Source organism: Brevirhabdus pacifica (assembly GCF_002797755.1).
Lineage (GTDB): Bacteria > Pseudomonadota > Alphaproteobacteria > Rhodobacterales > Rhodobacteraceae > Brevirhabdus > Brevirhabdus pacifica.
In genome coordinates this window covers 524,884-548,901 of record NZ_PGFI01000011.1, presented here as the reverse complement: position 1 = coordinate 548,901, position 24,018 = coordinate 524,884, and the positions used below count along the sequence as shown (strand labels likewise).

Genomic DNA, 24,018 nt, shown 5'->3' with positions numbered 1-24,018 from the left:
AGTTCACGAGGCCCGCCGATGCCAATGGAAAAGACCTTCGACTCTGCCGAGGCCGAGGCCCGCCTTTACGACAAATGGGAAAGCGGCGGGGCTTTCGCCGCCGGTGCCAACGCCAAGCCCGGCGCCGAGGCCTTCTCGATCGTCATTCCGCCCCCCAACGTGACCGGCAGCCTGCACATGGGTCACGCCTTCAACAACACGTTGCAGGATATTCTGGTGCGCTGGCACCGGATGCGGGGGTTCGACACCCTCTGGCAGCCCGGACAGGACCACGCCGGCATCGCCACCCAGATGGTGGTCGAGCGCAAGCTGGCCGCCGAAGGCCAGCCCCCCCGCCGGGAGCTGGGCCGCGAGGCGTTTCTGGACAAGGTCTGGGAATGGAAGGACGAATCCGGCGGCACCATCATCAACCAGCTGAAGCGTCTGGGGGCCTCCTGCGACTGGTCGCGCAACGCCTTCACGATGGACGAGCATTTCCAGAAGGCCGTGATCAAGGTCTTCGTCGACATGTACGACAAGGGACTGATCTATCGCGGCAAGCGGCTGGTGAACTGGGACCCGCACTTTGAAACCGCGATCTCGGATCTGGAGGTCGAGAACATCGAGACCCCCGGCCACATGTGGCATTTCAAGTATCCGCTGGCCAGTGGCGAGACCTATGAATATGTCGAGCGGGACGAGGACGGCAACGTCACCCTGCGCGAGACGCGGGACTACATCTCGATCGCCACGACCCGCCCCGAGACCATGCTGGGCGACGGCGCGGTCGCAGTGCATCCCAGCGACGAGCGTTACGCGGCAATCGTCGGCAAGCTATGCGAGATCCCCGTCGGCCCCAAAGAATACCGCCGCCTGATCCCGATCATCACCGACGAATATCCCGACAAGAATTTCGGCTCGGGCGCGGTCAAGATCACCGGCGCCCATGATTTCAACGACTATCAGGTCGCCCGGCGCAACAATATTCCCATGTACGCGCTGATGGATACCAAGGGGGCCATGCGCGCCGACGGCCGCCCCTATTCCGACGAGGCCGAGACCGCCCAGCGCATCGCCCGCGGCGAGGAAGAGTTCGACGAGAACAAGATCGCCGCCATGAACCTTGTCCCCGACGAGCTGCGCGGGCTGGACCGGTTCGAAGCCCGTGAAAAGGTGATCGAGGCGATCACCGCCGAGGGGCTGGCCGTGATGGTCCCCCTCAACGATCCGCGCCTTGGCAAGGCCGCCAAGAAACCCGTCGCACCCGAAGAGGGCGGCGAGGCCCGCGAGGATCAGCTTGTTCCCTTCGTCGAGGCCAAGGCGATCATGCAGCCCTTCGGCGACCGCTCGAAAGTGGTGATCGAGCCGATGCTGACCGACCAGTGGTTCGTGGACACCGACAAGATCGTCGGCCCCGCGCTGGACGCGGTGCGCACCGGCATGGACCGCCCCGCCGGATCGACCGAGGGCACCAAGATCCTGCCCGAGCGCGACGCCAAGACCTATTTCCACTGGCTCGAGAACATCGAGCCGTGGTGCATCAGCCGCCAGCTTTGGTGGGGGCACCAGATCCCGGTGTGGTATGGGCCGCAACTGATCGACGGCCATGTCGATGCCGAGGCCGAGTGGCGCCCCTTCTGTGCCGCCACCCCCGAAGAGGCGCTGTCGCAGATGGCCGCCTATTACGGCCATGACGACGTCCGCCTGGTCGAGGATCGCACCGAGGCGCTGTCGCTGCTGGCGGGCCTTGCCCCCGACACCCGCAACGAAGGCGTGATCCGCAGCCCTCAGGGCCCCGTCGCCATCCCGGCCTACCGCGACCCCGACGTGCTGGACACCTGGTTCTCCTCGGGCCTCTGGCCCATCGGCACACTGGGCTGGCCCGAGCAGACGCCCGAGCTTGCGAAATACTTCCCCACCTCGGTTCTGGTCACGGGCTTTGACATCATCTTCTTCTGGGTCGCCCGGATGATGATGATGCAATACGCTGTGGTCGACGAAAAACCCTTCCACACCGTCTATGTCCACGCGCTGGTCCGCGACGAGAAGGGCAAGAAGATGTCCAAGTCGTTGGGCAACGTGCTGGACCCGCTGGAACTGATCGACGAATACGGCGCCGACGCGGTTCGCTTCACCCTGACGGCGATGGCCGCGATGGGCCGCGACCTGAAGCTTTCGACCCAGCGCATCGCGGGCTACCGCAACTTCGGCACCAAGCTGTGGAACGCCGCCCGCTATGCCGAGATGAACGGCGTCTTCGGCGATGACGTGCCGGCACCGGGGGCCATGCCGCCCGCCGCCAGCCAGACCCTCAACCGCTGGATCATCGGCGAGACCGCCCGCGTCCGCGAAGAGGTCGACGCCGCCTTGGGCAACTATCGCTTCAACGATGCGGCGACCGCGCTTTACGCCTTTGTCTGGGGCAAGGTCTGCGACTGGTATGTGGAATTCTCCAAGCCCCTGCTGCTGGGCGAGGATGCCGCCGCCGCCGCAGAGACCCGGGCCACCATGCGCTGGGTCATCGACCAGTGCCTTGTGTTGCTGCACCCGATCATGCCCTTCATCACCGAAGAGCTGTGGGACACGCTGGCCAGCCGCGACACCATGCTGGTCCACGCCGACTGGCCGACCTATGGCACCGAGGCGCTGCTGGACCCCGAGGCCGACCGCGAGATGAACTGGGTGATCTCGCTGATCGAGGCCATCCGCTCGATCCGTGGCGAGATGCACGTGCCCGTGGGCGCCAAGCTCGAGATGATCCAGCTTGATCTGGACGCCGCCGGCCAGGCCGCATGGGACCGCAACGCGGGGCTGATCCAGCGTCTGGCGCGGATCGAAAGCCTCAGCAAGGCCGAGGCCGCCCCCAAGGGGGCCGTCACCGTCGCGGTCGAGGGCGGAACCTTCTGCCTGCCGCTGGCCGATGTCATCGACATCGCCGCCGAGCGTGAGCGGCTGGAAAAGACCCTGGGCAAGCTGGCCAAGGAAAAGGGCGGCCTTGCCGGCCGTCTGAAGAACCCCAAGTTCGTGGACAGCGCCCCCGCCGAGGTGGTCGCCGAAACCCGCGAGCTTCTGGCCCAGAAGGACGAAGAGGAAAGCCGCCTGCGCGCCGCCCTGGACCGGCTGGCAGCCCTGGGCTGACCGCCGGCCCGGCCCGGCCCAGCCGCACCACCGCAAAGGAGAGACCCATGCCGGACAAGCGCCCCACCCCCGGACCCCGCTTCACCGCGCTGGTGCAGGCCCTTCCCGCGGCGGTCCCCTTCGTCGGGCCCGACACGATGGAGCGTCAGGCGGGCAAGCCCTTCCGGGTGAGACTTGGGGCCAACGAGAACTCCTTCGGCCCCTCGCCGCTGGCGGTGCGGGCCATGCAGGACGCGGTGTCCGGGGTCTGGAAATACGGTGACGGCGAAAGCCACGACCTGCGCGCGGCCCTGTCGGACCATCTGGACGTGCCGATGGAGAACCTGCTGGTCGGCGAAGGGATCGACGGGTTGCTGGGCGTTTTGGTACGCATGATGATCGAGCCGGGCGACCGGGTGGTGACCTCGGCCGGGGCCTACCCCACCTTCAACTACCACGTCACCGGCCACGGCGGAGAGCTTGTCACCTGCGCTTACGTCGAGGATCGCGAAGACCCCGCCGCGCTCTTTGCCGCCGCCCGCGAAAGCGGCGCCAAGCTGGTCTATCTGGCCAATCCCGACAACCCGATGGGCACATGGCACGACGGCCCCGCGCTGGAAGCGGCATTGAACGACCTGCCTGCGGGCGCGACCCTGGTGCTGGACGAGGCCTATATCGAATTCGCGCCCAAGGGCACCGCCCCCCGGATCGACCCCGAGGACGGCCGCGTCATCCGCATGCGCACCTTCTCGAAGACCTACGGGCTTGCGGGCGCGCGCATCGGCTATGCCATCGCGCCGGCCCATGTCATCGCGGCCTTCCACAAGCTACGCAACCATTTCGGCGTCAACCGTCTGGCGCAGGCCGGGGCGCTGGCGGCGCTGAAGGATCAGGCGCATCTGGACTGGGTCGTGGATCAGGTCGCCCGCGCCCGCGACCGGCTGGCCGCCATCGCCGCCGACGAGGGGCTGCGCGCCCTGCCCTCGGCGGCCAATTTCGTCGCCATCGACTGCGGTGGCGAGCGCGGCTCCGACGGCAAGATGCTGGCCCACCGGGTGCTGGCGGCGCTGAACCGGCGCGGGGTCTTCGTGCGGATGCCCTTCGTCGCCCCCCAGGACCGGTGCATCCGCGTCACCTGCGGCGCGCCCGAGGACCTGGACCTTTTCGCGCGCGAACTGACCCCGGCCCTGGCCGAGGCGCGGGCCGAGCACGGGGCCTAGGCCCGGCGTCCTGCCCGCAGGGCGGGTTGGCGGGTCGGGTACGGCCTGGATATTTTCACGACAATGAAGCCGTGGCGGGCGCCTGCCTGCCGACGGGGGTGCCCAGGGGTGGCCGGCGTCGGCTGGGCACCCCTGCTGCGGGATGGTGCGACGCGTGGGGATGGCTTGCCGGTCAGACCTGGGCCACGACGCGGGCCGCGGCTTCGAGCGCGCCAGGGCCGTGGGGCAGGCTCAGGGCCTTCAGGCCCGCGTCGATGGAGGCCAGCGTGCCCAGCACCATGTGGGCATTGACGTGGCCCATATGGCCGATGCGGAAGAAACGGTGCCACTCGGGATCCTCGGGGGCGACCATGCCGATGCCGATGCCCAGGGTAACGCCCGCGTTGGCGGTCAGCCATTCGCGCAGCTCGGTGCCATGGGGGGCGGTCAGGCGCATGCTGGTCACGGCGTGGCTGCGCCGGGCGCGGTCGGCGATGTTGAATTCCATCGGGCCCTCGCTGCCCCAGGCCTCGCAGGCCTCCCAGACCGCGTGGGCGAGGATCTGGTGACGAGTCCAGACGTTCTGAAGCCCCTCCTCGGCGATCATGTCCAGCGACTCGCGCAGGCCGAAAAGCATGTGGGTGGGGGGCGTGCCGCAGAAATACTGGTAGTAGATCTCGGGGTTGGTACGCGCCCGCCAGTCCCAGTAGGCGGTGACACAATTGGCCCGGTCTCGGGCGCGATCCGCGCGCTCGTTGTAGAAGACAAAGCCCAGCCCCGGGGGCAGCATCAGGCCCTTCTGGCTGCCGGTGACGGCGACATCGACGCCCCAGGCGTCCATCTCGAAGCGTTCGACCCCCATCGAGGCGATGCAGTCGACCATCAGGAGGGCCGGATGTTCGGCCTCGTCCATGGCGCGGCGCAGGGCGCGGATGTCGTTGCGCACGCCGCTGGCGGTGTCGACCTGGACCACCAGCACGGCCCGGATCGCGTGGTCGCGGTCGGCGGCCAGCGCCTCGGTCAGGGCCTGGGGGTCGGCGGCGGCGCGCAGGCCGAATTCGAGGGTTTCGACCTCGACGCCCATGCCGGTGGCGATCTGGCCCCAGCCGGCGGCGAAGCGCCCTGTTCCCACGACCAGCACCCGGTCGCCCCGGCTGAGGGTGTTTGCCAGCGCGGCCTCCCACGCGCCGTGGCCGTTGGCGATGTAGATCACCGGCTCATGGCGGGTGCCGGCAAGCTGCCGCAGGTCGGGAAAGAGGCTGTGGGTCAGTTCCAGAAGCTCGCCGGTATAGATGTTCGGCGCCGGGCGATGCATGGCGGCGAGCACCCGGTCCGGCACCACCGAGGGGCCCGGAATTGCAAGATAATGACGACCCTGAGCCAGCGACATCCCGTGCCCCCCTTGGAGATTTTCCCCTCAACGATTAGGTGCCACCACGAACGGCGTCAATCACGGCGCCCGCCTTTGCGCCCCATGCCCCGACGGCGGCACCATACGGGGGACCGGCCCCGATCTTGCCTCGGGGGACGGTTTGCGACTAAACCCCCGGGAACCGGACAGATGGACAAGACAATGACCTTCAGCCCTGCGGCCACCCTGAAGAATATCGAACGGCGGCTGCGCACCTCGTTCGGCGACGATATCTCGACGCCGCGGGCCCGCTTTCAGGCGAAGCTGCATTACCACCTGTTCGACCACGCCTTCCTGCGCGTGCCCTGGAGCAATTTCGACAAGGTCTCCGAAGGGGTCTACCGCTCCAACCAGCCCGACCACAAGCGGCTGGAACGCTACCGGGACATGGGGATCCGCACGGTTCTGAACCTGCGCGGTTCCAACCCCTACAGCCCCTACCTGTTCGAGGCCGAAAGCTGCGAGAAGCTGGGGCTGGAGCTGGTTTCGACCCAACTGCACGCGCGCCAGTCGGCCAGCCCCGAGGAACTTTTGCACCTGATCGGGCTGTTTCGCAGCCTCGACAAGCCGTTCGTGATGCATTGCAAGTCGGGGGCGGACCGGGCCGGGCTGGCCTCGGCGCTTTACCAGATGGTTATCGACGGCAAGAGCGTCGAGGAGGCGCGCAAGCAACTCAGCCTGCGCTACATCCATCTGAAGTGGACCCGCACAGGCATCTGCGACCATCTTTTCGACGTCTACGAGAAGCGCAACGCGGAAAGCCCCATCGGCATCGAGGAATGGATCGCCACCGAGTATGACCACGAGGCGCTGACACGCAGCTTCCTTGACCGCAAGGCGCGGACGTGAGCGAGGCCGCCGGCGCGCCCCCCGCCTCGCGGGTCTCGACCGGCGAGCGCCGGGACCGCGAGCTGATGAGCTGGCTGTGGCACGGCTACCTCAAGCGGCACAGCGGCTGGATGTTCGTGGCGCTGGTGCTGATGGCGATCGAGGGCTCGATGCTGGGTGCGCTCAGCTACATGCTCAAGCCCATGTTCGACACCGTCTTCATCGGCGGCAACGGCGATGCGATCTGGTGGGTCGGCATGGCGATCTTCTCGATCTTCATGCTTCGCGCCGCCACCTCGGTCGGCCAGCGGGTCCTGATGACCCGGATCAGCCAGGAAACGATGGAGGATATCCAGAACGACCTGCTGCGCCACCTGATGACGCTGGACACGCTTTTCCACCAGAAAAACCCGCCGGGCTACCTGATCTCGCGGGTGCAGACGGATGTGATGTCCGTGGCCGGGGTGTGGAACGCACTGATCACCGGGGCGGGGCGCGACGTGATCTCGCTGATCTCGCTCTTCGGGGTGGCCCTCTGGATCGACTGGCGCTGGACGCTGATCGCCCTGGTGGGGGCACCCTTGATCATGGCGCCGGCCCTGCTGGCGCAACGTTTCGTGCGCGGCAACGCCCGAAACGTGCAGGAGTTGGGCGCGCGCATGTCGACCCGCCTGGACGAGGTGTTCCACGGCATCAACCCGATCAAGCTGAACCTGCTGGAATCCTACCAGGCCGAGCGGTTTGCCCTGCTCAACCGCGACCGGGTCCGCAACGAGGTCCGCGCGAGTTTCTGGCGCGCCATGGTGCCGGGGCTGATCGACGTGGCGACCGCCGTCGGTTTCCTGGGTGTGCTGATCTATGGCGGCGCCGAGATCGTGGCGGGCGAGAAGACGGTGGGTGAGTTCATGTCCTTCTTCACGGCCATGGCCCTGACCTTCGAGCCGCTGCGCCGGTTGGGTAATGTCAGCGGCCTGTGGCAGGCCGCCGCCGCCGGGATCGAGCGGATTGTCGCGATCTTCGACACCCACCCGACCCTGAAAGGCCCGGGCGCGACGCCAGCCGTGGCGGCCGCACCTATGGAGGACGGGCCGGCCGTGCCTGCCCCGCCCCGGATCGAGGCCTCGGATCTGCGCATGGCCTATGGCGACCTGCCGGTGCTGAACGGCGCCAGCTTCGTTGCCGAGGCCGGGCGCACCACCGCCTTGGTGGGCCCCTCGGGCGCGGGCAAAAGTTCGGTCTTCAACCTGCTGACGCGCCTGGTCGATGCCGATGGCGGCAGCCTGACCATCGACGGCAGGTCGGTGAAGGATTTCGATCTTGGCCGCCTGCGCGGGCTGTTCTCGGTCGTCAGCCAGGATGCGCTGCTGTTCGACGAGACGATCCGCGACAACATCTTGCTGGGCCGCGAGGACGTGGACGAGGCGCGCCTTGCCGAAGTGCTGGAGGCCGCCCATGTCAGCGATTTCCTGTCCAAGATGCCCGACGGGCTGGACAGCCTGGCGGGGCCGCGCGGCTCGAACCTGTCGGGCGGGCAGCGCCAGCGCGTCGCCATTGCCCGCGCGCTGCTGCGCGACACGCCGATCCTGCTGCTGGACGAGGCGACATCGGCCCTCGACGCCCGGTCAGAGGCCGTGGTGCAGGAGGCGCTGGACCGGCTGAGCGCCGGGCGCACGACGCTGGTGATCGCCCACCGGCTGTCGACCGTGCGCAACGCCGACCGCATCGTGGTGATGGACCGCGGCCGGGTCATGGACCAGGGCCGGCACGAGGAGCTTCTGGAACGGGGCGGCATCTATGCCGACCTGCACAAGCTACAGATCGACTGAGATCTTCTGAATGTGTCCGGTCTGGCCCCTCAGCGCGACTTGGGGGCGCGGTAGGCCCGGGCCAGCCGCGCCGGATCGGCCCCCGCCAGGTAACGGGCCTGCAGCGCCAGGTTGCGCCCGCCACGGCGCATCCAGCCCTCTTCCCGGTAGCGGGCCGCCGAGGTGACGATCATGGCCTCCAGCGGCCGCAGGTGGCCGCGCAGGGCGCGCGCGATGGACACGTCCTCCATCAACGGAATCTCGGGGTAGCCACCCACACGGTCCAGGAGCGCGCGGGGCAGCAACAGCCCCTGGTCACCAAAGGGCAGGCCCAGCGCCCGGGCCCGCAGGTTGGCCCAGCCGGCGACCAGCCGGGGCGCGGCCCCGTCGGCGTCGAATGACAGGCGGAAATGGCCCGCGCAGTCGGGCGCGGTGCCCAGGTGATCCAGCACGGCCCGGGACCAGCCTGGTTGCAGGAGGCTGTCGGCATGCAGCACCAGGAACCAGTCGCCCCCGGCCGCCGCGACCCCCCGTGCAATCTGTCCGCCCCGCCCGGCGGGGCCCTTGATGAACGTGGCGCCCGCCTGCTCGGCGATGGTGCCCGTTGCATCGCCCGATCCGCCATCGCTCAGGATCACCTCGCGGATCAGGCCGGCCGACAGCCCTTCGCCCAAGGCACCGAGCGTCGCGGGCAAGGTCGGGGCGGCGTTCAGGGTGGGCAGGATCACGGAAACGGGGGCGCGCATGGGGCTCCGGGCTGTTGCAAAGGGCGATGCTCCCTATATGACGGAGAGGAACCGGAAGGACAGGAAAAATGCCCCAAAGCCTCGACGCCCCCCGCACGATCCTGGCAATCACCGGCGGCGACCGGATCGATTTCCTTCAGAACCTGGTCACCAACAACGTCACCGGCGCGCCCGGGCTGGTCTATGCCGCGCTGCTGTCGCCCCAGGGAAAATACCTGTGCGAATTCTTCCTGAAGACCGAGGAGGATCGCGTGCTGCTGGACGCCCCGGCCCTGGCCGCGCCCGATCTTTTCAGGCGGCTGTCGCTCTACAAGCTGCGGGCGGACGTGCAGATCTCTGAAAGCGAATTGCATCTGCATCGGGGCACCGGCCCCGCCCCCGACGACGCCCAGCCCGACCCTCGTCACCCCGCGATGGGATGGCGCGCCTATCGTGAGGCGGCGCCCGAAGCCCCCGGCTTCGTGGACTGGGACGCGCTGCGCGTTGAGCATGGCATTCCCGCCCATGGGGCGGAGTTGCTGCCCGACGAAAGCTTCATCCTCGAGATGGGGTTCGAGCGGCTGAACGGGGTCGATTTCCGCAAGGGCTGCTATGTCGGCCAGGAGGTCACCGCGCGGATGAAGCACAAGACCGAGCTTCGCAAGGGACTGGTGCGCGTCGCCGTCGAACCCGGAGCCGAGAATGGGCCCGAAAGCGGGATCGAGACGGGTGCCGAGATCCTGGCCCTGACCGATGCTGGCACAAGGCCCGCCGGCCACCTTGGGACCGTGGCGGGGGACCGGGCGCTGGCCTACCTGCGCCACGACCGGGCGGGCGGCGAGATGCGCGCCGGCGAGGCGAAGGTGTCGATGCTGGAACGCCTGGGCGGCTGACCCCCGGACCACCCGCTCCCCGCCTAGGCCCAGAAATGCAAAAGGGCCCCCGCGGCGGGAGGCCCTTTCGAAAGATCCTGGCGGCCCGTTCCGGGGCGGCCAGCCGATGCGGCGTCAGGCGCGCTCGGCGTATTCCATGGTCTCGGTGTTGACGACGATCTCCTCGTCCTGCCCGACGAAGGGCGGCACCATGACCTTGATCCCGTTGTCCAGGATCGCCGGCTTGAACGAGTTGGCGGCGGTCTGACCCTTCACCACAGGCTCGGTCTCGACGATCTTGCAGGTGACTTTCTGGGGCAGGGTCGCGCTCAGCGCCTCGTTCTCGTGGTATTCGATGTGGATCGTCATGCCGTCCTGAAGAAAGGGGCGACGCTCGCCCAGGATCTCGGCCGGCAGCTCGATCTGCTCGAAGGTCTCGGAATCCATGAACACGAGCATACCGTCGGTTTCATAGAGGAATTGCTGGTCCTTCTGCTCAAGGCGGACGCGCTCGACCTTGTCGGCCGACCGAAAACGTTCGTTGAGCTTGGACCCGTTCCGCAGGTTGCGCAGTTCTACCTGTGCAAAGGCCCCGCCTTTGCCCGGTTTCACGTGATCGACCTTCACCGCGGCCCAGAGGCCGCCGTTATGCTCCAGCACGTTGCCGGGGCGAATTTCGTTTCCGTTGATTTTGGGCATAGGTTCAAACCATGGCAAAAGGTTGATTGAAGTCGGGGGGCACCTATATATGGCCTCGACCAACGTGACAAGACGACTAGATAGAGTAAGACGAAAGGCTCCGATATGCGCGGGGCGCATGGCAGCCATTCCCAAAGAGCGGAGCCGAATCGCCGCGATTAGGGTCATAAGGGGCGCCACGCCCGGATCGCAAGAGCAAAAATAAAGGACGTCCACATGAGAGACTTCGTTGACGGCACCGCGTTCAACTACGAGCAAGGCCAGCGCTCGCGCAAACTTTTTGCCGCGGTCGTGCTTGCTGCTCTGGACGACGCTATTGCCGATGACAAGAAATATGGCAACGGCCCTGACCAGATTGCCCGCTGGGCCCGTTCGCGCGATGGCCGCGAAGTGCTGTCCTGTGCCGGCATCGACCCGAACGAGCGTGTCGTGATCGGCCTGATGGAATTCGTGCGCAACGGCGTGCGCACCTCGGTCGCCCTTTCCCGCGAGGAAAGCGAGCGCCGCAATCAGCAGGCCGAAGCCGCCTGATCCAACCAACCGGGGCGCCCTTCCAAGGTGCCGCGATCAAAAAAACGCGCCGCTAGCCGGCGCGTTTTTTTGTGTTCTGAAGATGGGTGGTTTGCTCCTGCCGGGGCCTGCCCGGCAGGACGACGTCTCAGTCGAAGTCCTGGGCCGCCAGCATCTGGTGGATCTCGCGGCGTACCAGCTTGCGCACGTTGCGCGTGATCCGTTCCCCCAACGCGCCCTGAAGCTCGGCCCGGACCATCTCGGCCACCAGCTCGCGCAGGGCCTCCTCATCCATCACCGGCTCGGACGCGGCGCCAAAACGTTCGGAGGGGGCAACCTCGTCCAGCTCCTCGGCCTCTGAGGGGGCGGGGCCGGTCGTGGCCAGCGGCGCCTCCTTTTCGGCCCAGACGACGCGGCGCAGGCGATTGGGGGCCAGCGGTTCGACCTCGGGCTCGTCGGATTGGAAATCGGCGACCTCGTCCAGCTTGGCGGCACGGTGGCTTTCGAAAAGATCGGCATCGGCAGGCGGGGCCTGGGGGCCGTCATCGGGCCGCGCGGCGCGGGCCTCGGCAAACATGCGGTCGATATTCTCGGACGTGTCCTTGAGGGGCTTGGCCTTCTTGGCGACCGGTTCCTCAGGGGCTTTGTCGCTCTCCTTGGCATGGGCCTCCGAGAGGGGAGCCTCCACCTTCCGGGCGGCTTCTTCCCAGGCCTGGGCGTTGCGGGCATCGCTGTCCTGCTCATCCGCCTTGGCCTCAGTGGCGCCTGCGTCGATTTCCTCGCCTTCGTCTGACGCCTCCGCCTCGGTCGCGGCGCGCTCGAGCGCCTCTCGGGCGGCCTCCTGGCTCATGGCCTTGACGACATCGGCCAGGGCATCCCGGGTCGCCTCATGGGCGGTCCGGCGATCCAGCCCGCGCAGGGCCTCGAACGAGGGGATACGCGGCGGGCTGTCTTCTTGGGCGTGCTCGTCCTCGTAGAACGTGTCGACCGGTGGCGTGGCCTCGGCCTGCTCGGCGGGCTCTGTGGTCCCGGCGGCGGGGGCATCATCGGCGCGGCGGCTGTGGCGGAACCACGGCAGGCCCTTTTCCTCGGCGGCAGGCTTGGGCGCGGCGGGGGCGGCGTCGTCGTCTGCGACCTCGGGGGCGCCTTTCTTGCTGTCGTGAACCCGGCCGCGACGGTTGGCCAGGAACTCGGGGATCGAGATGGCGCTGAGGGGCGGGCCGCGCCGGGCCGCAGCCTTCGCATCGTCATCGGCGGACCTTTCGCGGCCGCTGCCGGCGGTATCCTCAGTCTTTGCCTCGACCTTGGACGCGGGGGCGGATCCCTCGTCAGCGCGCGCCTCTGCCGAACGGTCCTCGCCTTTGCCTTCCGCGCCGTCTTCCGCGCCATCTTCCTGCGCGGCGGCCTCCGGGCGGATCCGGAATGCCGGGGTCAGGACAAGCGCCTCGGGGCGATCCCGGGCCGGGTCCATCACGCGCGACGCCGTGGCATCTGTGGATGCTCCGGTGGCGTCTTCGCGGGCGGCATCGCGCCTGCGTGAGCCTGTGAACGTGGGCTCACGGCGGACGGGCTCGGCCCCCTTGCGCCCCATCAACATGTCGAGGGAATCCAGCAGGCCCTGCTTGGCCTCTTCGGAATAGGGGTCAGAGGCGGCGACCTTGTCGGCCCTGTCGGCCTTGTCCGCATCAGCCGCGGCAACGCGATCAGCCTCTGCATCAGAAGCATCGACCACCGCGTCCACGGGGGCATCGGCGGGCTTCTCCTGCGGGGCGTGCGCGGCCTCGGCGGCCTCTTCGGCGCGGACATCCACACGGGGCCGGCGGCGCGACGGATCACCCGTCTCTTCGCGGACGAGGCGGCGGATGGAGGACAGCACATCCTCGAAAGGTGCCTGCTTTACCGGATCTGACATTTGCGGAACCCTCTTTCACGGGATTCGGAATATTATTGGCTCGATCTTAGCACACCACAAGTAGTGTGTGCCGCCTTACTTTTGACCAATTGCACGCAAGACCTTGTCCAGACGATCCCCGCGTCCGGTCTGGAGCGGGGCGGTCTTGACCGCATTGTAATAGGCAGCCGGATCATAGGTCTTAACGCCCAGGCGCAGATGCTCCACGGTCAGAAGCCCCATGGCCGACAAAAGCTCGTAAACGGCGACATATTCCTGGCTTTCGGCGGTCACGCGACTGGTGCGGGCGTCAAGCAGCTCCTGCTCGGCATCCAGCACATCAAGGGTCGTGCGCGCGCCGAGGGCGGCCTCCTCGCGGATGCCGCGATAGGCGACCTGAGCGGCGCGGATCCGCTGATCCGACGCCTCGATGCTGGCGCGGGCGACCTGCACGGCCGTCCAGGCCTCGGCAACACCCTGGCGCACGGTGCGCGTGGCCTGGCGGAGTTCGGCCCTGGCGGCCTCGGCATTGGCGAAGGCCGCACGGTAGAGCGAGCTTTGCGCGCCCCCCTGATAGAGGGTCGCCGACATCTCGACCCCAGCGGATTTCGACAGCCCGCCGGTCACGTTGTTGCGCGAGACGGTGCCCGACAAGTTCACCTTGGGCTTGCGGTTGGCCTCGGCCTCGGCGACCGACAGCTCGGCGGCGGAAACCTGGTGCTGGGCCTGGAGGATGGAGGGATGCCGGCGCAGGCCGACGGCGACAGCCGCGTCCAGCGACCCGGCAGTCTTGGGTGCACGCGGCGGCGCGGCCAGGCTGCCCGGCAGTCGGCCGACGGCAAAACGATAGAACTCGCGCGCGTCGGCGACCTGGCCCTGGGCCTCGACCAGGGCCGAGCGGGCGGTCGCAAGCCGCGACTGGGCCAGGGCGACGTCGGTGCGGGTGATCTCGCCCACCTCGAACCGGTCGTTGGCGGCGCGCAGCTCGCGGGTGATGAGCGTCACGTTGTTGGAGCTGAGCGAAGCGGTCTCGATCGCCCGGCGCAGGTTCATGTAGGCCGACACCGCATTCAGAAGCACGTTCTGCTCGATATCGCGCAGGGCCTCGCGGGTACCAAGGACCGTCTCCTTCAACGCCTCGGTGCGATAGGCGGTGGCGCCGAAATCATAGACCAGCCATTGGGCCGTCAGCCCCTGGGTCAGCACGATCGTCTTCGAGGAGGTCTTGGGAAACTGGGTCTTGGCCGAGGCGACATAGCGTAGCACCGGCCGCAGGCTGGCGACCGCCTGTGCCACCCGCTCGTCGGCGGCACGCAGCAGGGCACGGTTCTGCTCTAGAAGTTGGGAGTTGCTGTAGGCGCCGGCAAGCGCATCGGCCAGGGTATCGGCCCGCACCGGGAGGGAGGACAGGCCAAGGCCAATTCCCATAACTGCCGCAACAAGGGTTGCGACCCCGCGTCCTGATCGAATCATGCCCGTGCCTTTCGTGCCCCGCCTTGGCGGCGTCTTGGCCTTTGGCCGATCATAGCACGAAATCGTGCTGCTTTTCGAATCCATTCATTACGGGTGCGGTGGCATTGAAGACCGCCCGCCACGAAATCCGGCCATCCAGCCGGTAGCCGACCCGGGCGGTGCCGACGGCGCCTTCCATGAAGATGCAGCCGATGCGCCCGCCCTCGCGAAGCTGGTCGAGCAGCGGCGCGGGGACATCCTCCACCGCGCCCTGGACCATGATGACATCATAGGGACCGTGGCGTGCGGCGCCCTCGGCAGGTGCACCCTCGATCACGGCGGCGTTGTCGACGCCGGTCTCCGACAATGTGCGCTGAGCGTCGGCGGCCATCTGCGGATCGGATTCCACCGCCACCACCGATTCGGCCAGCCGCGCCAGAATCGCGGTCGAGTAGCCATAGCCACAGCCCAGGTCCAGGACGACCTCGTGGGGCTGAATGTCCAGCGCGTCCAGCATCTTGCCCATGGTCCGCGGCTCCAGCATGACGCGGTCGCCCCCCAGCTCAAGGTTGCCGCCCATATAGGCAACCTCCCGCTGGGCGTCGGGCACGAAAACTTCGCGCGGGACAGAAAGCATGGCATCGATGATCGGAAACTTGGTCACGTCCGAGGGGCGGACCTGGGTGTCCACCATCATGGTGCGGCGAGCGGTGTAATCGGTCATCGAGGCGGGTCACCATGTCTGTTGATGTTGCCCAATCACATGCCACAGACGGCCGTGCGGGGCAACGGCCAAGGCCCTTGGCAGAGCGGCGTGCGGCGCGGCAAGGCGCCCCAAGCCCGCCGCCCGGCCCGGCTTCCCCGCGCCTCCTTGGCCCCAGCGGTGCGCGGCCCGGTCCAAGTCAGGCGCCTGCCCGACCCGCCAGCCAGCCCCGCCAAACCTCCGGCCCGGCCCCCGTCCCTGCACCCGCGCCCAGGCCACGAACCCGCCGCCGGCTGCCCCTCCCGCCCGCGCGGCAAGGCCAAAAAATCCGCACCCTCCCCCTTGCGGCGGGGCCGAAAACCAAGCAAGAAAGCGCGGCAGACTGCGCGGCGGACCACCCACCGGGCCCGCAGTCCCCGGTTGGCGAGTTGGCGGAGTGGTTACGCAGCGGATTGCAAATCCGTGTACACCGGTTCGATTCCGGTACTCGCCTCCATCATTTCAATGACTTAGCGGATTTTTGACCAACGGTGAATCGCGCGCCTAAACATTTGTCTAAACATTCTGATTTTGTTCCGTTCTGTTTTGCGCCGCTCGACCCGACTCTGGCAGGTAGGAACGGCGCACCCCTTCGGGCGCCTACAGCCACCAAAATTGAAGGGAAATATACGGTTAGTGTATCGAGCGGGCGGCGCAGCGCACGCCGTACCGAAGTCAAGACAGCGGCTTGAGACTGGTGCGCTTTTGCTGCGCTTAAATGGCCCTGATCTTCTGCCGAACCTTTGGGCCGAGCGCAAGCGGATTGCCATCCTCGTGCACGGCCGACTCAAGCCCCGCGAGCGCTACGCGCTCCCGCTTCGGGAAATGCTTCGTCGAATTGGGAAAACCGCGGCCGAGCGACACTCTCAAAGGGAAGGGAATGCCTTGGCAGGGTCCCTGCCATTTCACTCGGGCAATTCACGACCTGCAAATGCTGGCAAGTCAGGGTGATCGACGCGGAATATCGGCAAGGCCATTACTCCCCACATAAAATGAACCCGGCGCCGTGTCCCGACTGATTATTTCACCGTGCAGGACCGATTTATCATTGCATGACCCCGCTGGATCCCGAGCATATAAAAATGCGGCGATCTCCTCTATCAAGTTGCGTTGAACCACTCTTCCGATCGCGCACTCCCAGATCGTCAAGGTTCGCCAGCCACGCTCATCGAGCTTCAGGAGCGCCCGTCCGTCTCGCTCGACGTTGGCGGCGAACTTGTTTTGCCAGAACAAGGTATTCGACGAGGGCGTGGTTGCCTTTGAGCAATCAGGATGCCTGTGCCAGAAGCAGCCATGGACCAGAATGGCCGTATTCCATTTCGGCAAGACGATATCTGGTGTTCCGGGAAGGCGCCTTACATTTATGCGGAACCGAAATCCCTCTGCATGAAGCGCCTTCCGAAGAAGAATCTCCGGCTTGGTGTTGGACCCGCGGATCCCTGACATCATTCGCGAACGCGTCTTGTGATCGACAATATCGGCCATGGACTGAATGTAGTCATTCTCGGATGCATTTTCGACCTGGCGGGATTACGCAGACCTGGTAGAAGACACATATCCCGGAGGTGTCCTTTGCCAAGAAACTTCGCCATCATCGATCTGTTCGCCGGCCCTGGAGGGCTTGGCGAAGGATTTTCCCGAGCCGGCCGAAACCCGGCAACACCCATGGATATCCATCTGTCCGTGGAGATGGATGATTATGCAGTGCAGACGCTTAGGCTGCGATCGTTTCTACGCAGCTTCGACAGCTTCCCGCCGGAGTACTACGAGGCGCTGAATACAGGAACGGTGCTGCCCTCGTGGTCCGAGCTCTATCCGTCGAACTGGAAGCTGGCGCAGGGCGAAGTGCGCCGCAGAGTTCTTGGTGCACACGGCGTGTTCGAGGAGATCGCGGTCGAACTGGACAAGGCGCGCGAGGCGAACCACGGAGATACGATCCTGATCGGCGGCCCCCCCTGTCAGGCATACTCGCTGGCTGGTCGATCCCGGAATAAGGGGAAAACGGGGTATGTGGCTGAGGAGGATGACCGGCACTACCTCTATCGCGAATACGTGCGCATCCTTGATAGGCTTCGTCCGGCCGCCTTCGTTATGGAGAATGTGAAGGGCATGCTCTCCTCAAGGGTGGATGGTGGAGGGATATTCAGTCGGGTTCTCGACGATCTGGAGGGCGCTGGCGGCACCGGCTACCGACTGCTGCCATTGGCCGCCGTTCCGCCTGCAGACGGGCAACGTGCGGACGGCAGAGACTTCCTGATCAGGGCCGAACAACACGGGGTCCCTCAAGCACGGCACCGGGTAATAGTCCTCGGCATTCGCAAGGACATGGCGGTTCCTGACGTCAATTCTCCCCTGCTGGGTGACCCCGCAGACCCTGTTACCGTGGCCGAGGTGATCGAAGACCTCTGGAAGCTGCGAAGCGGGCTCAGCAGGCAAGACGAAACGAGCGCGTGGCAGAGTACGGTCAAGGCACAAGCGGAGGCGATCGCGAGTCATGGAAGTATTGACCCCGGGGTCCGAGATATCGCCCTGCATCTGGCTCGCGACGAAGCATTGCCGAGCAAGCGCCTATCACGAAGGGTTCTCGACGCGGATCGCCTACCTGATCACCTCAAGGACTGGATCAGAGACGATCGCCTCTCAGCCGCTCTTCAGCACGAAACCCGTGGCCACATCCCCGACGATCTCGGTCGTTACCTGTTCTCCGCTGCCTACGCCCGGGTTCACGACCGTGCGCCGAAGCTCTCGGAATTCCCCGACTTTCTGCAACCCCGGCATCGCAACCGCGCTTCAGGAGACTTTGCCGACCGTTTCCGAACGCAGGTCGCGACCAGACCGTCCACGACCGTTACGAGCCACATCTCGAAGGATGGTCACTACTTTATCCATCCCGATCCGGCGCAATGCCGTTCTCTTACCGTTCGCGAGGCCGCCCGGCTTCAGACATTCCCTGACGACTACTTCTTCTGCGGTCCGCGCACGCAGCAGTATCATCAGGTCGGCAACGCCGTGCCGCCGTATCTGGCCTTCCAGATCGCGAAGGCAGTGCGACGCCTGATAGACTGAACTACTCGGCTACCTCAGCAGCCCCGAAGCCCTCGGCCTCAAGTCTTGCAAGGATCTCCAAAGCAAATTCGGTCTGCCGCTCAGTCGGCAGGCGAGTAGGTATCTTCGCACAGATTTCGAGGGTGTTATATTCGGCCGGTGAAAGCAGCCGATGACTCCGGCCCCACATCTTGGCTTCGGCCCAGAATGCCGCCCCCAGTTCGAAGACGCGCGTCTGGGCTTCGACACTCTTTGTCAGGTTTTCGTCGTCCGTGACCTCGTCCTCCTCGGACTTCGCATCATCCTCGTCCACGAGAACCTGCTGAAATGCGTTGTCATAGCAGAGCTTTCGTTCAGAGAAAGCTTTCCAGCAGGCCTGCGTCTTCGCCCACTCGGACATGTTGCGGACGCCATCCGGCGGATTGGTTATGATGTCCTGGGCTTCCGCAGCTGCTACAAGCAACGCCTCCTCCAAGGAGCTCGGCACCGCCTGTGCCCGCCAGATCCGGGAGAGATCAATGACCTTCTCCATCTCCCGAGCATCGTGGGCGACCTTCGCGATGGCATATGTGACAATGTTGGCCCGGTATCCGCCCTCATACCACTCCTGAGCCGACACGAGCTTCTCCAAGCGCCGGAAGATGATCGCCTTTGTGACTAAGTTGCGGTACCAGACCTCATTGATCTTCGCTCCACTGCGTCCCCAGACCCTCTCGATCGTTTTCGCGAATTCGGCAAAGTTCTTCTGGGCGCCTTTCGACACCCATTCCGGACGCCCTGACCATGAATTCTCGAACTTGGCCAGATCTGTCTTGGTGAAGAACTGGTTCTTCGGGAACTCCGCATCCCATTTCTTCTTCTCGGCATCAGTCTTGCGGCTCCGTTCGTCCGCATACTGCCCACGCGCCCGTTCGTAGAACCACTTGGTCTCGCGATAGCCAGCCTCCCCGGCGGGCGCGAGGATCTTTCGGGAAAGCTCCTCAATCCGGATATGAAAGGGATGGTTGGCAAAGAAGTCGGCTGCGGCGACCTTGTTCTGACTGTTGGCAAATTCAGATATCCTCGGCACCACGGAATCCGCGGAGATGGTCGGAATGACGTTTAGCTTCATCTGGACATAGATGTCCTTCATTCCGTCGCCAGCCTTCTTCCTTGCGGCGTGAAGTGATGCAGTGGTCTGCCCGCCGTTGACGATCTGGAGGTTTTCGGCAGTCACCATCAGCAGGCCGTCCGCGGTCTGCTCGAGTTCCACCCCTTCAGCCGTGGCAGCGAGACCGTTATTGTAGGCTAGGAACATCTGGGGCTCTTCCATGATGGTCTTCCGGATCCCCTTGTTCACATTGCCCCGCGCCTGGAGAAAGGATCGCACGTTCGATTCGAGAAGCCGCGCGCCCCAGCGATCGTAGATCTCCGCCAGTTGCGCCCCTGGTATGACAGCAATGTAGCTTTCGAAAGCGGTGTCGGAACCCGATGCCTTCAGGACCGGAACTCCACCGCCGAAGTCCTCGGCAAATCGCACGGTCATGTCTGCTCTCGCCCTCCCCTGCTCGACGAAGGCCTGTAGGCGTTTCAGATCCCAGACGCTGTAGGTAACCGGCTTTTCGCCGATACTGCCTGCGGGGCGCGCATCGACGACGGCGCGGTTGTCCGAGTTCGTGACATAGATCAGCTTGATCTTTTCGATGCTCTTCCAGCGGGTTTGAATCAGGTCCGACAACTGGGCCGCGTGGCTCGTCTCCTCGAGTTCGTCCGAAAAATCGGAAGTCCTGGCATGGCGCAGGAATTCCACAAGCCGATTGAACTGGGCTTTCAGAAATTTTCCATCGGTCCTGCGTACTTCGGCGTTTACCTGAAAGTCGCACAGGATTAGCGAAAGCACGTCTCCGGCGTCGGCCGGATCGCCGCCATGTCCCGAAACAGCAAGAGACAATCGACGCCTCTTGCCCTCCCGGACAGACTGCCGCTGTCCTTCGAAGTGGCAATAGTCAGATTGATCGATCTCACCGGCCTCGGTCAGGATTTCGCCGATCTTCTCGAAGAAGGCTTCCTGCGTGTAGAGGCCTAACGCATCGGCATCACCCTGAATATCGGCGATCAGGCTGTGATGGAATTCTTCCAGATCAGACATTGCACTTACTCTCGAAAAATAGCTGCTTTAGATTGCCGCTGGCCTGAAAGTCGGCGCAATCGGACAGGCGAATGCCGTACTCGACGGCTTCGACGCCCGCTGGTAGAGGCGGCACAATTCGAGGAAACCCGTCGCGCACCTCGAACATCCGCACGGCTCCGAGATGCCAGGTCCTGTTTTCCTCCACCAATTCCGGATCGTAGCCGGTTCCAATGAGGCGCTGTTCCCAAACATCATACGCAACGAAGTCATTTTCGAACAACGTGCCAGTCCGCTCGACGTGCTGGACCAGGTTTCCACCGTCGCCATCAAGCGCCGTGTCCACATCCTGGACGCGCAGAAATAGTCTGGCGCCGGGTATGTCCATCAGCTGTGCTTCTGACGATATCCGGACTTTAGGATGCGCGGCGCTTCTCCGTGCCTTGCACTCTATGTAGAGGCCCGGCAGTTCGAAGTCCTTGGCGCTCTCCTCGGGTCCGCGCCAGGCCTCTGCAGCGGCCATCGGACCGATCTCGGCAACAAGTTCCCGCAGTAGGGTCAGCTCTCCGACCAAGCCGCGTTGTTCCTCGATGCTCAACCCTAGCCCACCACCACGAAGCAAATGGTGCCAACGCATCGTACGGCGCACGGCCCGTTGCAGCGCAGATTGCAAATCCTCGGCCGCCTCGGCTGCCCCCACGACATCTCGGCAAAGTGTCTCGAACAGATCCAGATGACTGCGCTCATTCAGCGTGAGGCAATAGCAGTTCCGCCCCTCGACGACCCGGTAGAAAGCCCCGACGTGGCGCAACTTGGGGAGAGGTTGAATAGGCTTTATGACGTTGTCCAGGCGCAGAACAAGTGCCGGGGACCGGTCGGGCATCCTGCTCCAGAAGAAGTCGTGCCGTCCGTTCTTGTCGACGCGGTGAGCGACTCCAGGCTCGATAGGCTCCCATGGGCTTTCAGGCGTCATCTTCGAGCGCTCCATCGTCCGGCTCCTCATCTTCGGCGCCATACAGCTCGCGGAACTTGACCGTGTTGATCACGTATTCCACCCGCTGATTCGGACGAGCCGACTGAGGGAAACTGATGGACCAGCCGATGATCGGCTGATCGGGGATCCGATCAAGATGTGGCCGATTCGCGTCCTCGCCTTCCGGAGGACGCACCCGGACCACATGAAGCACGAAGAGCGGCCTGTCCCGAACTGCCCGGTAGATGCGGTCCGGATAGGAGATACGAGTATCTACGGCAATCCTCTCGACACTTCTGTAGAGCGCTTCCGCCTCTGACGCTTTCTCCGGATCCACTCCGATCCTCTCGACACCACGCGAAGCGATGCGCGCCCTCTTGCCACTGATCGACAGAAGATCATCGGCGAGGTCTGCATAACCGATCCGGCGCAATTGCGGCCCAACGGTCCAGTTGGCAATTTCCGCCTCGGGACCCTCGCTGTTCACACTGGTGACGAGCACATCCCAGTTCTTGAGTTCGTCCCGCCTGCGATCACGAATGTAGCTCCGGATGGGTCCGGTCTGGGTGAGAAACGCCTGATCATGGCTCCTCCATGCAAGAAGGAAGTTATCGATGTTTTCCACATCGACACCACGTAACAGATAGCCTCCAGGGACTTTCTCGGCCTTCTCCTGCCGATGCCCAGCCTCCTCGACCGCCTCGAGGAAACGGACCGCCGCTTCCTCGTTTCTGGTCAGATCATCGACACGCGCGCTGATCTTCGCCGTCTCGACCCATGCGTTGGAAAGGCCGATCATGACGTGCTTCTGGCCCGACCCCATCTTGTTCCGCGCAGTGACCATCAGCGAGGTTGGGTGGCTCCGCACGGCGAGGCCGAAGTCGGCCGGTGTGGCCTTGGCTTTCTGCATTTTCTTCAGCTCCTGATGGAGCTCGTCGGTGGCTTCGGCGATGTGTGTGTACCAGTCGATCGCATCGACGGGCATCCAGATGCGGCAGACATCCTCGTAGCCGCCTCGGTAGCCGAACCAGCGCCCCATCTGCATAAGGGTGTCGTACATCATGGTATTGCGCAGAAACCATGTCACGGTGAGCCCCTCAAGCGTCAGTCCTCGGGATAACGAGAAGCCGCCGACCGCGATGAGTGTCTGCCCGATGCTGCCATCGTTCGAATAATCGAGGCCGTTAGCCCGGCTATTCACCTCGACGACCTTGGCTGCGGCGACAGCTTCGAGCATGGCGCCCTGAATTTGATGCCAATCGAACTCGAGGTCCGAATATTCTTCTGCCCATACCTGCCGAAGTGCAGAAATCTCGGGATCGCTCAACCCATCCGCACCACGAGCGCCGTTGACGCGAAGCGAGTCCAGCATCACGTCCAGACGCTCATGAATACGGTTGCGGATCTTTCCCTGCATATCGGTGAAGCGGCTGGCATTTACCAGCATCGAGCAATGTGAACGGGCTTGGCCACGCAAATTCCGTATCGTTCGTGCAATTAGGAATGTGCGCAGGGCCGTGAGAAGACTGTCAGGAAGCTCGTCGAAGCTCTGATCAATCTTGTGCTTGATCGGAAGGATGTCTTCATTGTCCGAAATGTAGCGCAGCCAGGTGGGTTCACCTTCCTCTGGCAGCCCATCCACGAATATCTTCTTCGGCCCAAAATAGTTGGTCGGCGCATCGAGGCCTACGATGAAATGCCTTGGGAAGAGGTCCTCTTTCTTTGCTTCATCATAAGAGTCCGGGTCCACGAAGATGTTTGCGAAGGGAGTGGCCGTGTATCCGACGTAGCAGCTGCGGTGGAACATCCCCAGCAGGTCGCGGATTTGTCCGTTAATCCTGGTGATCTCCTCCTTCGAATATTTGGTATTGATGGAGGCATTATCTGCCTCGTCATCGATCAGCAGCATCGGCTGGCTGATCATCTGGGCATCTCCTTTGGCGCTATTCTCACGCAGCCAGTCGAGCAGATTCTTGAGGGTCGAATGGTTCTTCTTGATGACTAGGACGACCGGAACCTTGTAGGAGTCGATCTCGCTTGTATTGCTGGTGGCGGTATTCTTTCGGAAATCGGTGAGCGTATTGGTCAGACTGACTGGTGTCCGCCGATCATCGAAAAGTCCAACGCCGATCGCCTTGTTGCCCACCTTCCGGCCTTTCATGGCGAGCCTGCCCGTATCTCGGCCGATGAAGCCCTCGTCAATCCGTTCCTGGGTCTGGTTGCGCAGGTTGTTGTGAATGCCCGCGATAACCACGATCAGACGGTATCCGGCATCCGCCGCCTTGCAGATGAGACCGGTGTAATTGCCGGTTTTTCCGCTTTGGACGTGCCCAACTACCATGCCCCGGCGATCCCATTCCTCTTGGAGGTTCGGGTTTCCCAATCGCCCGAGGATCTCGTCGGTGACGGTATCAGTAGCTGTAACGACGTCTTGGGGAAGGCCGTTCTTCAGCATGAGCTTCCGGTATCGCCCCCAATAGAACGGTTCGATCGATGCCTTGGCCTCCGGCAGCCAAGGTCGGAAGTCCTCATCATCAACCATCGCCCCGAGGCCCATGCTGATGCCGAACCTCTCCTCGATGTCGCGTGCAAGCTGCTCCTGATCGACCGAACCAACCCCGAGCTTGAGCGCCCCGTTCAACGTCGTGATGAGCATCCTCAGC

General features: G+C 64.5%; 17 protein-coding genes and 1 tRNA gene. 8 read left to right on the top strand and 10 right to left on the bottom strand.

All coding sequences use genetic code 11. The features are described from left to right. Positions 1–18: 18 nt before the first annotated feature. Positions 19–3,117 carry a valine--tRNA ligase gene (locus tag CLV77_RS02815; protein WP_076979351.1) on the top strand — a complete coding sequence of 1,033 codons (3,099 nt, stop codon included), beginning with the start codon at positions 19–21 and terminating at the stop codon, positions 3,115–3,117. Positions 3,118–3,164: 47 nt separating this feature from the next. Continuing rightward, positions 3,165–4,316 (top strand): pyridoxal phosphate-dependent aminotransferase, encoded by a 1,152-nt coding sequence (locus CLV77_RS02810; protein WP_076979352.1) that lies wholly within the window; start codon positions 3,165–3,167, stop codon positions 4,314–4,316. Positions 4,317–4,488: 172 nt separating this feature from the next. Here CLV77_RS02810 and CLV77_RS02805 read toward each other — a convergent pair whose 3' ends face one another. After that, positions 4,489–5,685, bottom strand: a complete 1,197-nt coding sequence (locus tag CLV77_RS02805) for a pyridoxal-phosphate-dependent aminotransferase family protein (RefSeq protein ID WP_076979353.1) — start codon at positions 5,683–5,685, stop codon at positions 4,489–4,491. 183 nt (positions 5,686–5,868) lie between these two features. On the opposite strand from CLV77_RS02805, the gene CLV77_RS02800 reads away from it, so the two are divergent. Together CLV77_RS02800 and CLV77_RS02795 are read left to right on the top strand one after the other, a co-directional pair. Beyond that, positions 5,869–6,555: a fused DSP-PTPase phosphatase/NAD kinase-like protein gene (locus tag CLV77_RS02800; RefSeq protein ID WP_100053112.1), complete on the top strand. Its 687-nt coding sequence runs from the start codon at positions 5,869–5,871 to the stop codon at positions 6,553–6,555. A 65-nt stretch (positions 6,556–6,620) separates the two neighbouring features. After that, complete coding sequence (locus tag CLV77_RS02795; RefSeq protein ID WP_076981016.1) at positions 6,621–8,360, top strand: ABC transporter ATP-binding protein; 1,740 nt, start codon at positions 6,621–6,623, stop codon at positions 8,358–8,360. 29 nt (positions 8,361–8,389) lie between these two features. On the opposite strand, the gene CLV77_RS02790 is transcribed toward CLV77_RS02795, so the two are convergent. Beyond that, on the bottom strand, positions 8,390–9,085 hold the full coding sequence (locus CLV77_RS02790) for a TIGR04283 family arsenosugar biosynthesis glycosyltransferase (RefSeq protein ID WP_076979355.1): 696 nt from the start codon (positions 9,083–9,085) through the stop codon (positions 8,390–8,392). A gap of 68 nt (positions 9,086–9,153) precedes the next feature. Here CLV77_RS02790 and ygfZ point away from each other — a divergent pair, with 68 nt between their 5' ends. Then, a complete protein-coding gene (gene ygfZ, locus CLV77_RS02785; protein ID WP_076979356.1) occupies positions 9,154–9,957 on the top strand; it encodes a CAF17-like 4Fe-4S cluster assembly/insertion protein YgfZ in 804 nt (267 codons plus the stop codon). Positions 9,958–10,071: 114 nt separating this feature from the next. Here ygfZ and efp read toward each other — a convergent pair whose 3' ends face one another. Continuing rightward, on the bottom strand, positions 10,072–10,635 hold the full coding sequence (gene efp / locus CLV77_RS02780; RefSeq protein WP_076979357.1) for an elongation factor P: 564 nt from the start codon (positions 10,633–10,635) through the stop codon (positions 10,072–10,074). 216 nt (positions 10,636–10,851) lie between these two features. On the opposite strand from efp, the gene CLV77_RS02775 reads away from it, so the two are divergent. Beyond that, positions 10,852–11,166, top strand: a complete 315-nt coding sequence (locus CLV77_RS02775; RefSeq protein ID WP_076979358.1) for a DUF6280 family protein — start codon at positions 10,852–10,854, stop codon at positions 11,164–11,166. Between the two features lie 127 nt (positions 11,167–11,293). Here the strand turns inward: CLV77_RS02775 and CLV77_RS02770 are convergent, their stop codons facing one another. The 3 genes from CLV77_RS02770 to CLV77_RS02760 form a co-directional block, all read right to left on the bottom strand. After that, entirely contained in the window at positions 11,294–13,057 is a 1,764-nt protein-coding gene (locus CLV77_RS02770) for a prolipoprotein diacylglyceryl transferase (protein WP_076979359.1), read from the bottom strand. Positions 13,058–13,132: 75 nt separating this feature from the next. Then, positions 13,133–14,431 carry a TolC family outer membrane protein gene (locus tag CLV77_RS02765; RefSeq protein WP_335625435.1) on the bottom strand — a complete coding sequence of 433 codons (1,299 nt, stop codon included), beginning with the start codon at positions 14,429–14,431 and terminating at the stop codon, positions 13,133–13,135. A 127-nt stretch (positions 14,432–14,558) separates the two neighbouring features. Beyond that, positions 14,559–15,212 carry a protein-L-isoaspartate O-methyltransferase family protein gene (locus tag CLV77_RS02760; RefSeq protein WP_076979361.1) on the bottom strand — a complete coding sequence of 218 codons (654 nt, stop codon included), beginning with the start codon at positions 15,210–15,212 and terminating at the stop codon, positions 14,559–14,561. 401 nt (positions 15,213–15,613) lie between these two features. Between CLV77_RS02760 and CLV77_RS02755 the strand changes: the two genes are divergently transcribed. After that, a tRNA-Cys gene (locus tag CLV77_RS02755) sits at positions 15,614–15,687 on the top strand. A gap of 485 nt (positions 15,688–16,172) precedes the next feature. Here the strand turns inward: CLV77_RS02755 and CLV77_RS02750 are convergent. Beyond that, positions 16,173–16,715: a very short patch repair endonuclease gene (locus CLV77_RS02750; RefSeq protein ID WP_076979362.1), complete on the bottom strand. Its 543-nt coding sequence runs from the start codon at positions 16,713–16,715 to the stop codon at positions 16,173–16,175. 87 nt (positions 16,716–16,802) lie between these two features. Between CLV77_RS02750 and CLV77_RS02745 the strand changes: the two genes are divergently transcribed. Then, positions 16,803–18,296: a DNA cytosine methyltransferase gene (locus CLV77_RS02745; protein WP_076979363.1), complete on the top strand. Its 1,494-nt coding sequence runs from the start codon at positions 16,803–16,805 to the stop codon at positions 18,294–18,296. 1 nt (position 18,297) lies between these two features. Here CLV77_RS02745 and CLV77_RS02740 read toward each other — a convergent pair whose 3' ends face one another. From CLV77_RS02740 to CLV77_RS02730, 3 genes are read right to left on the bottom strand one after another with little or no spacing between them, the layout of a single operon-like run. Further along, positions 18,298–20,403: an AIPR family protein gene (locus tag CLV77_RS02740; protein ID WP_076979364.1), complete on the bottom strand. Its 2,106-nt coding sequence runs from the start codon at positions 20,401–20,403 to the stop codon at positions 18,298–18,300. Beyond that, positions 20,396–21,370: a PD-(D/E)XK motif protein gene (locus CLV77_RS02735; RefSeq protein WP_197685765.1), complete on the bottom strand. Its 975-nt coding sequence runs from the start codon at positions 21,368–21,370 to the stop codon at positions 20,396–20,398. The genes CLV77_RS02740 and CLV77_RS02735 overlap by 8 nt, the downstream gene beginning before the upstream one ends. Then, positions 21,345–24,011, bottom strand: coding sequence for a Z1 domain-containing protein (locus CLV77_RS02730; protein ID WP_170043943.1), 2,667 nt, complete (start codon positions 24,009–24,011; stop codon positions 21,345–21,347). The genes CLV77_RS02735 and CLV77_RS02730 overlap by 26 nt, the downstream gene beginning before the upstream one ends. Between the last annotated feature and the right edge of the window lie 7 nt (positions 24,012–24,018).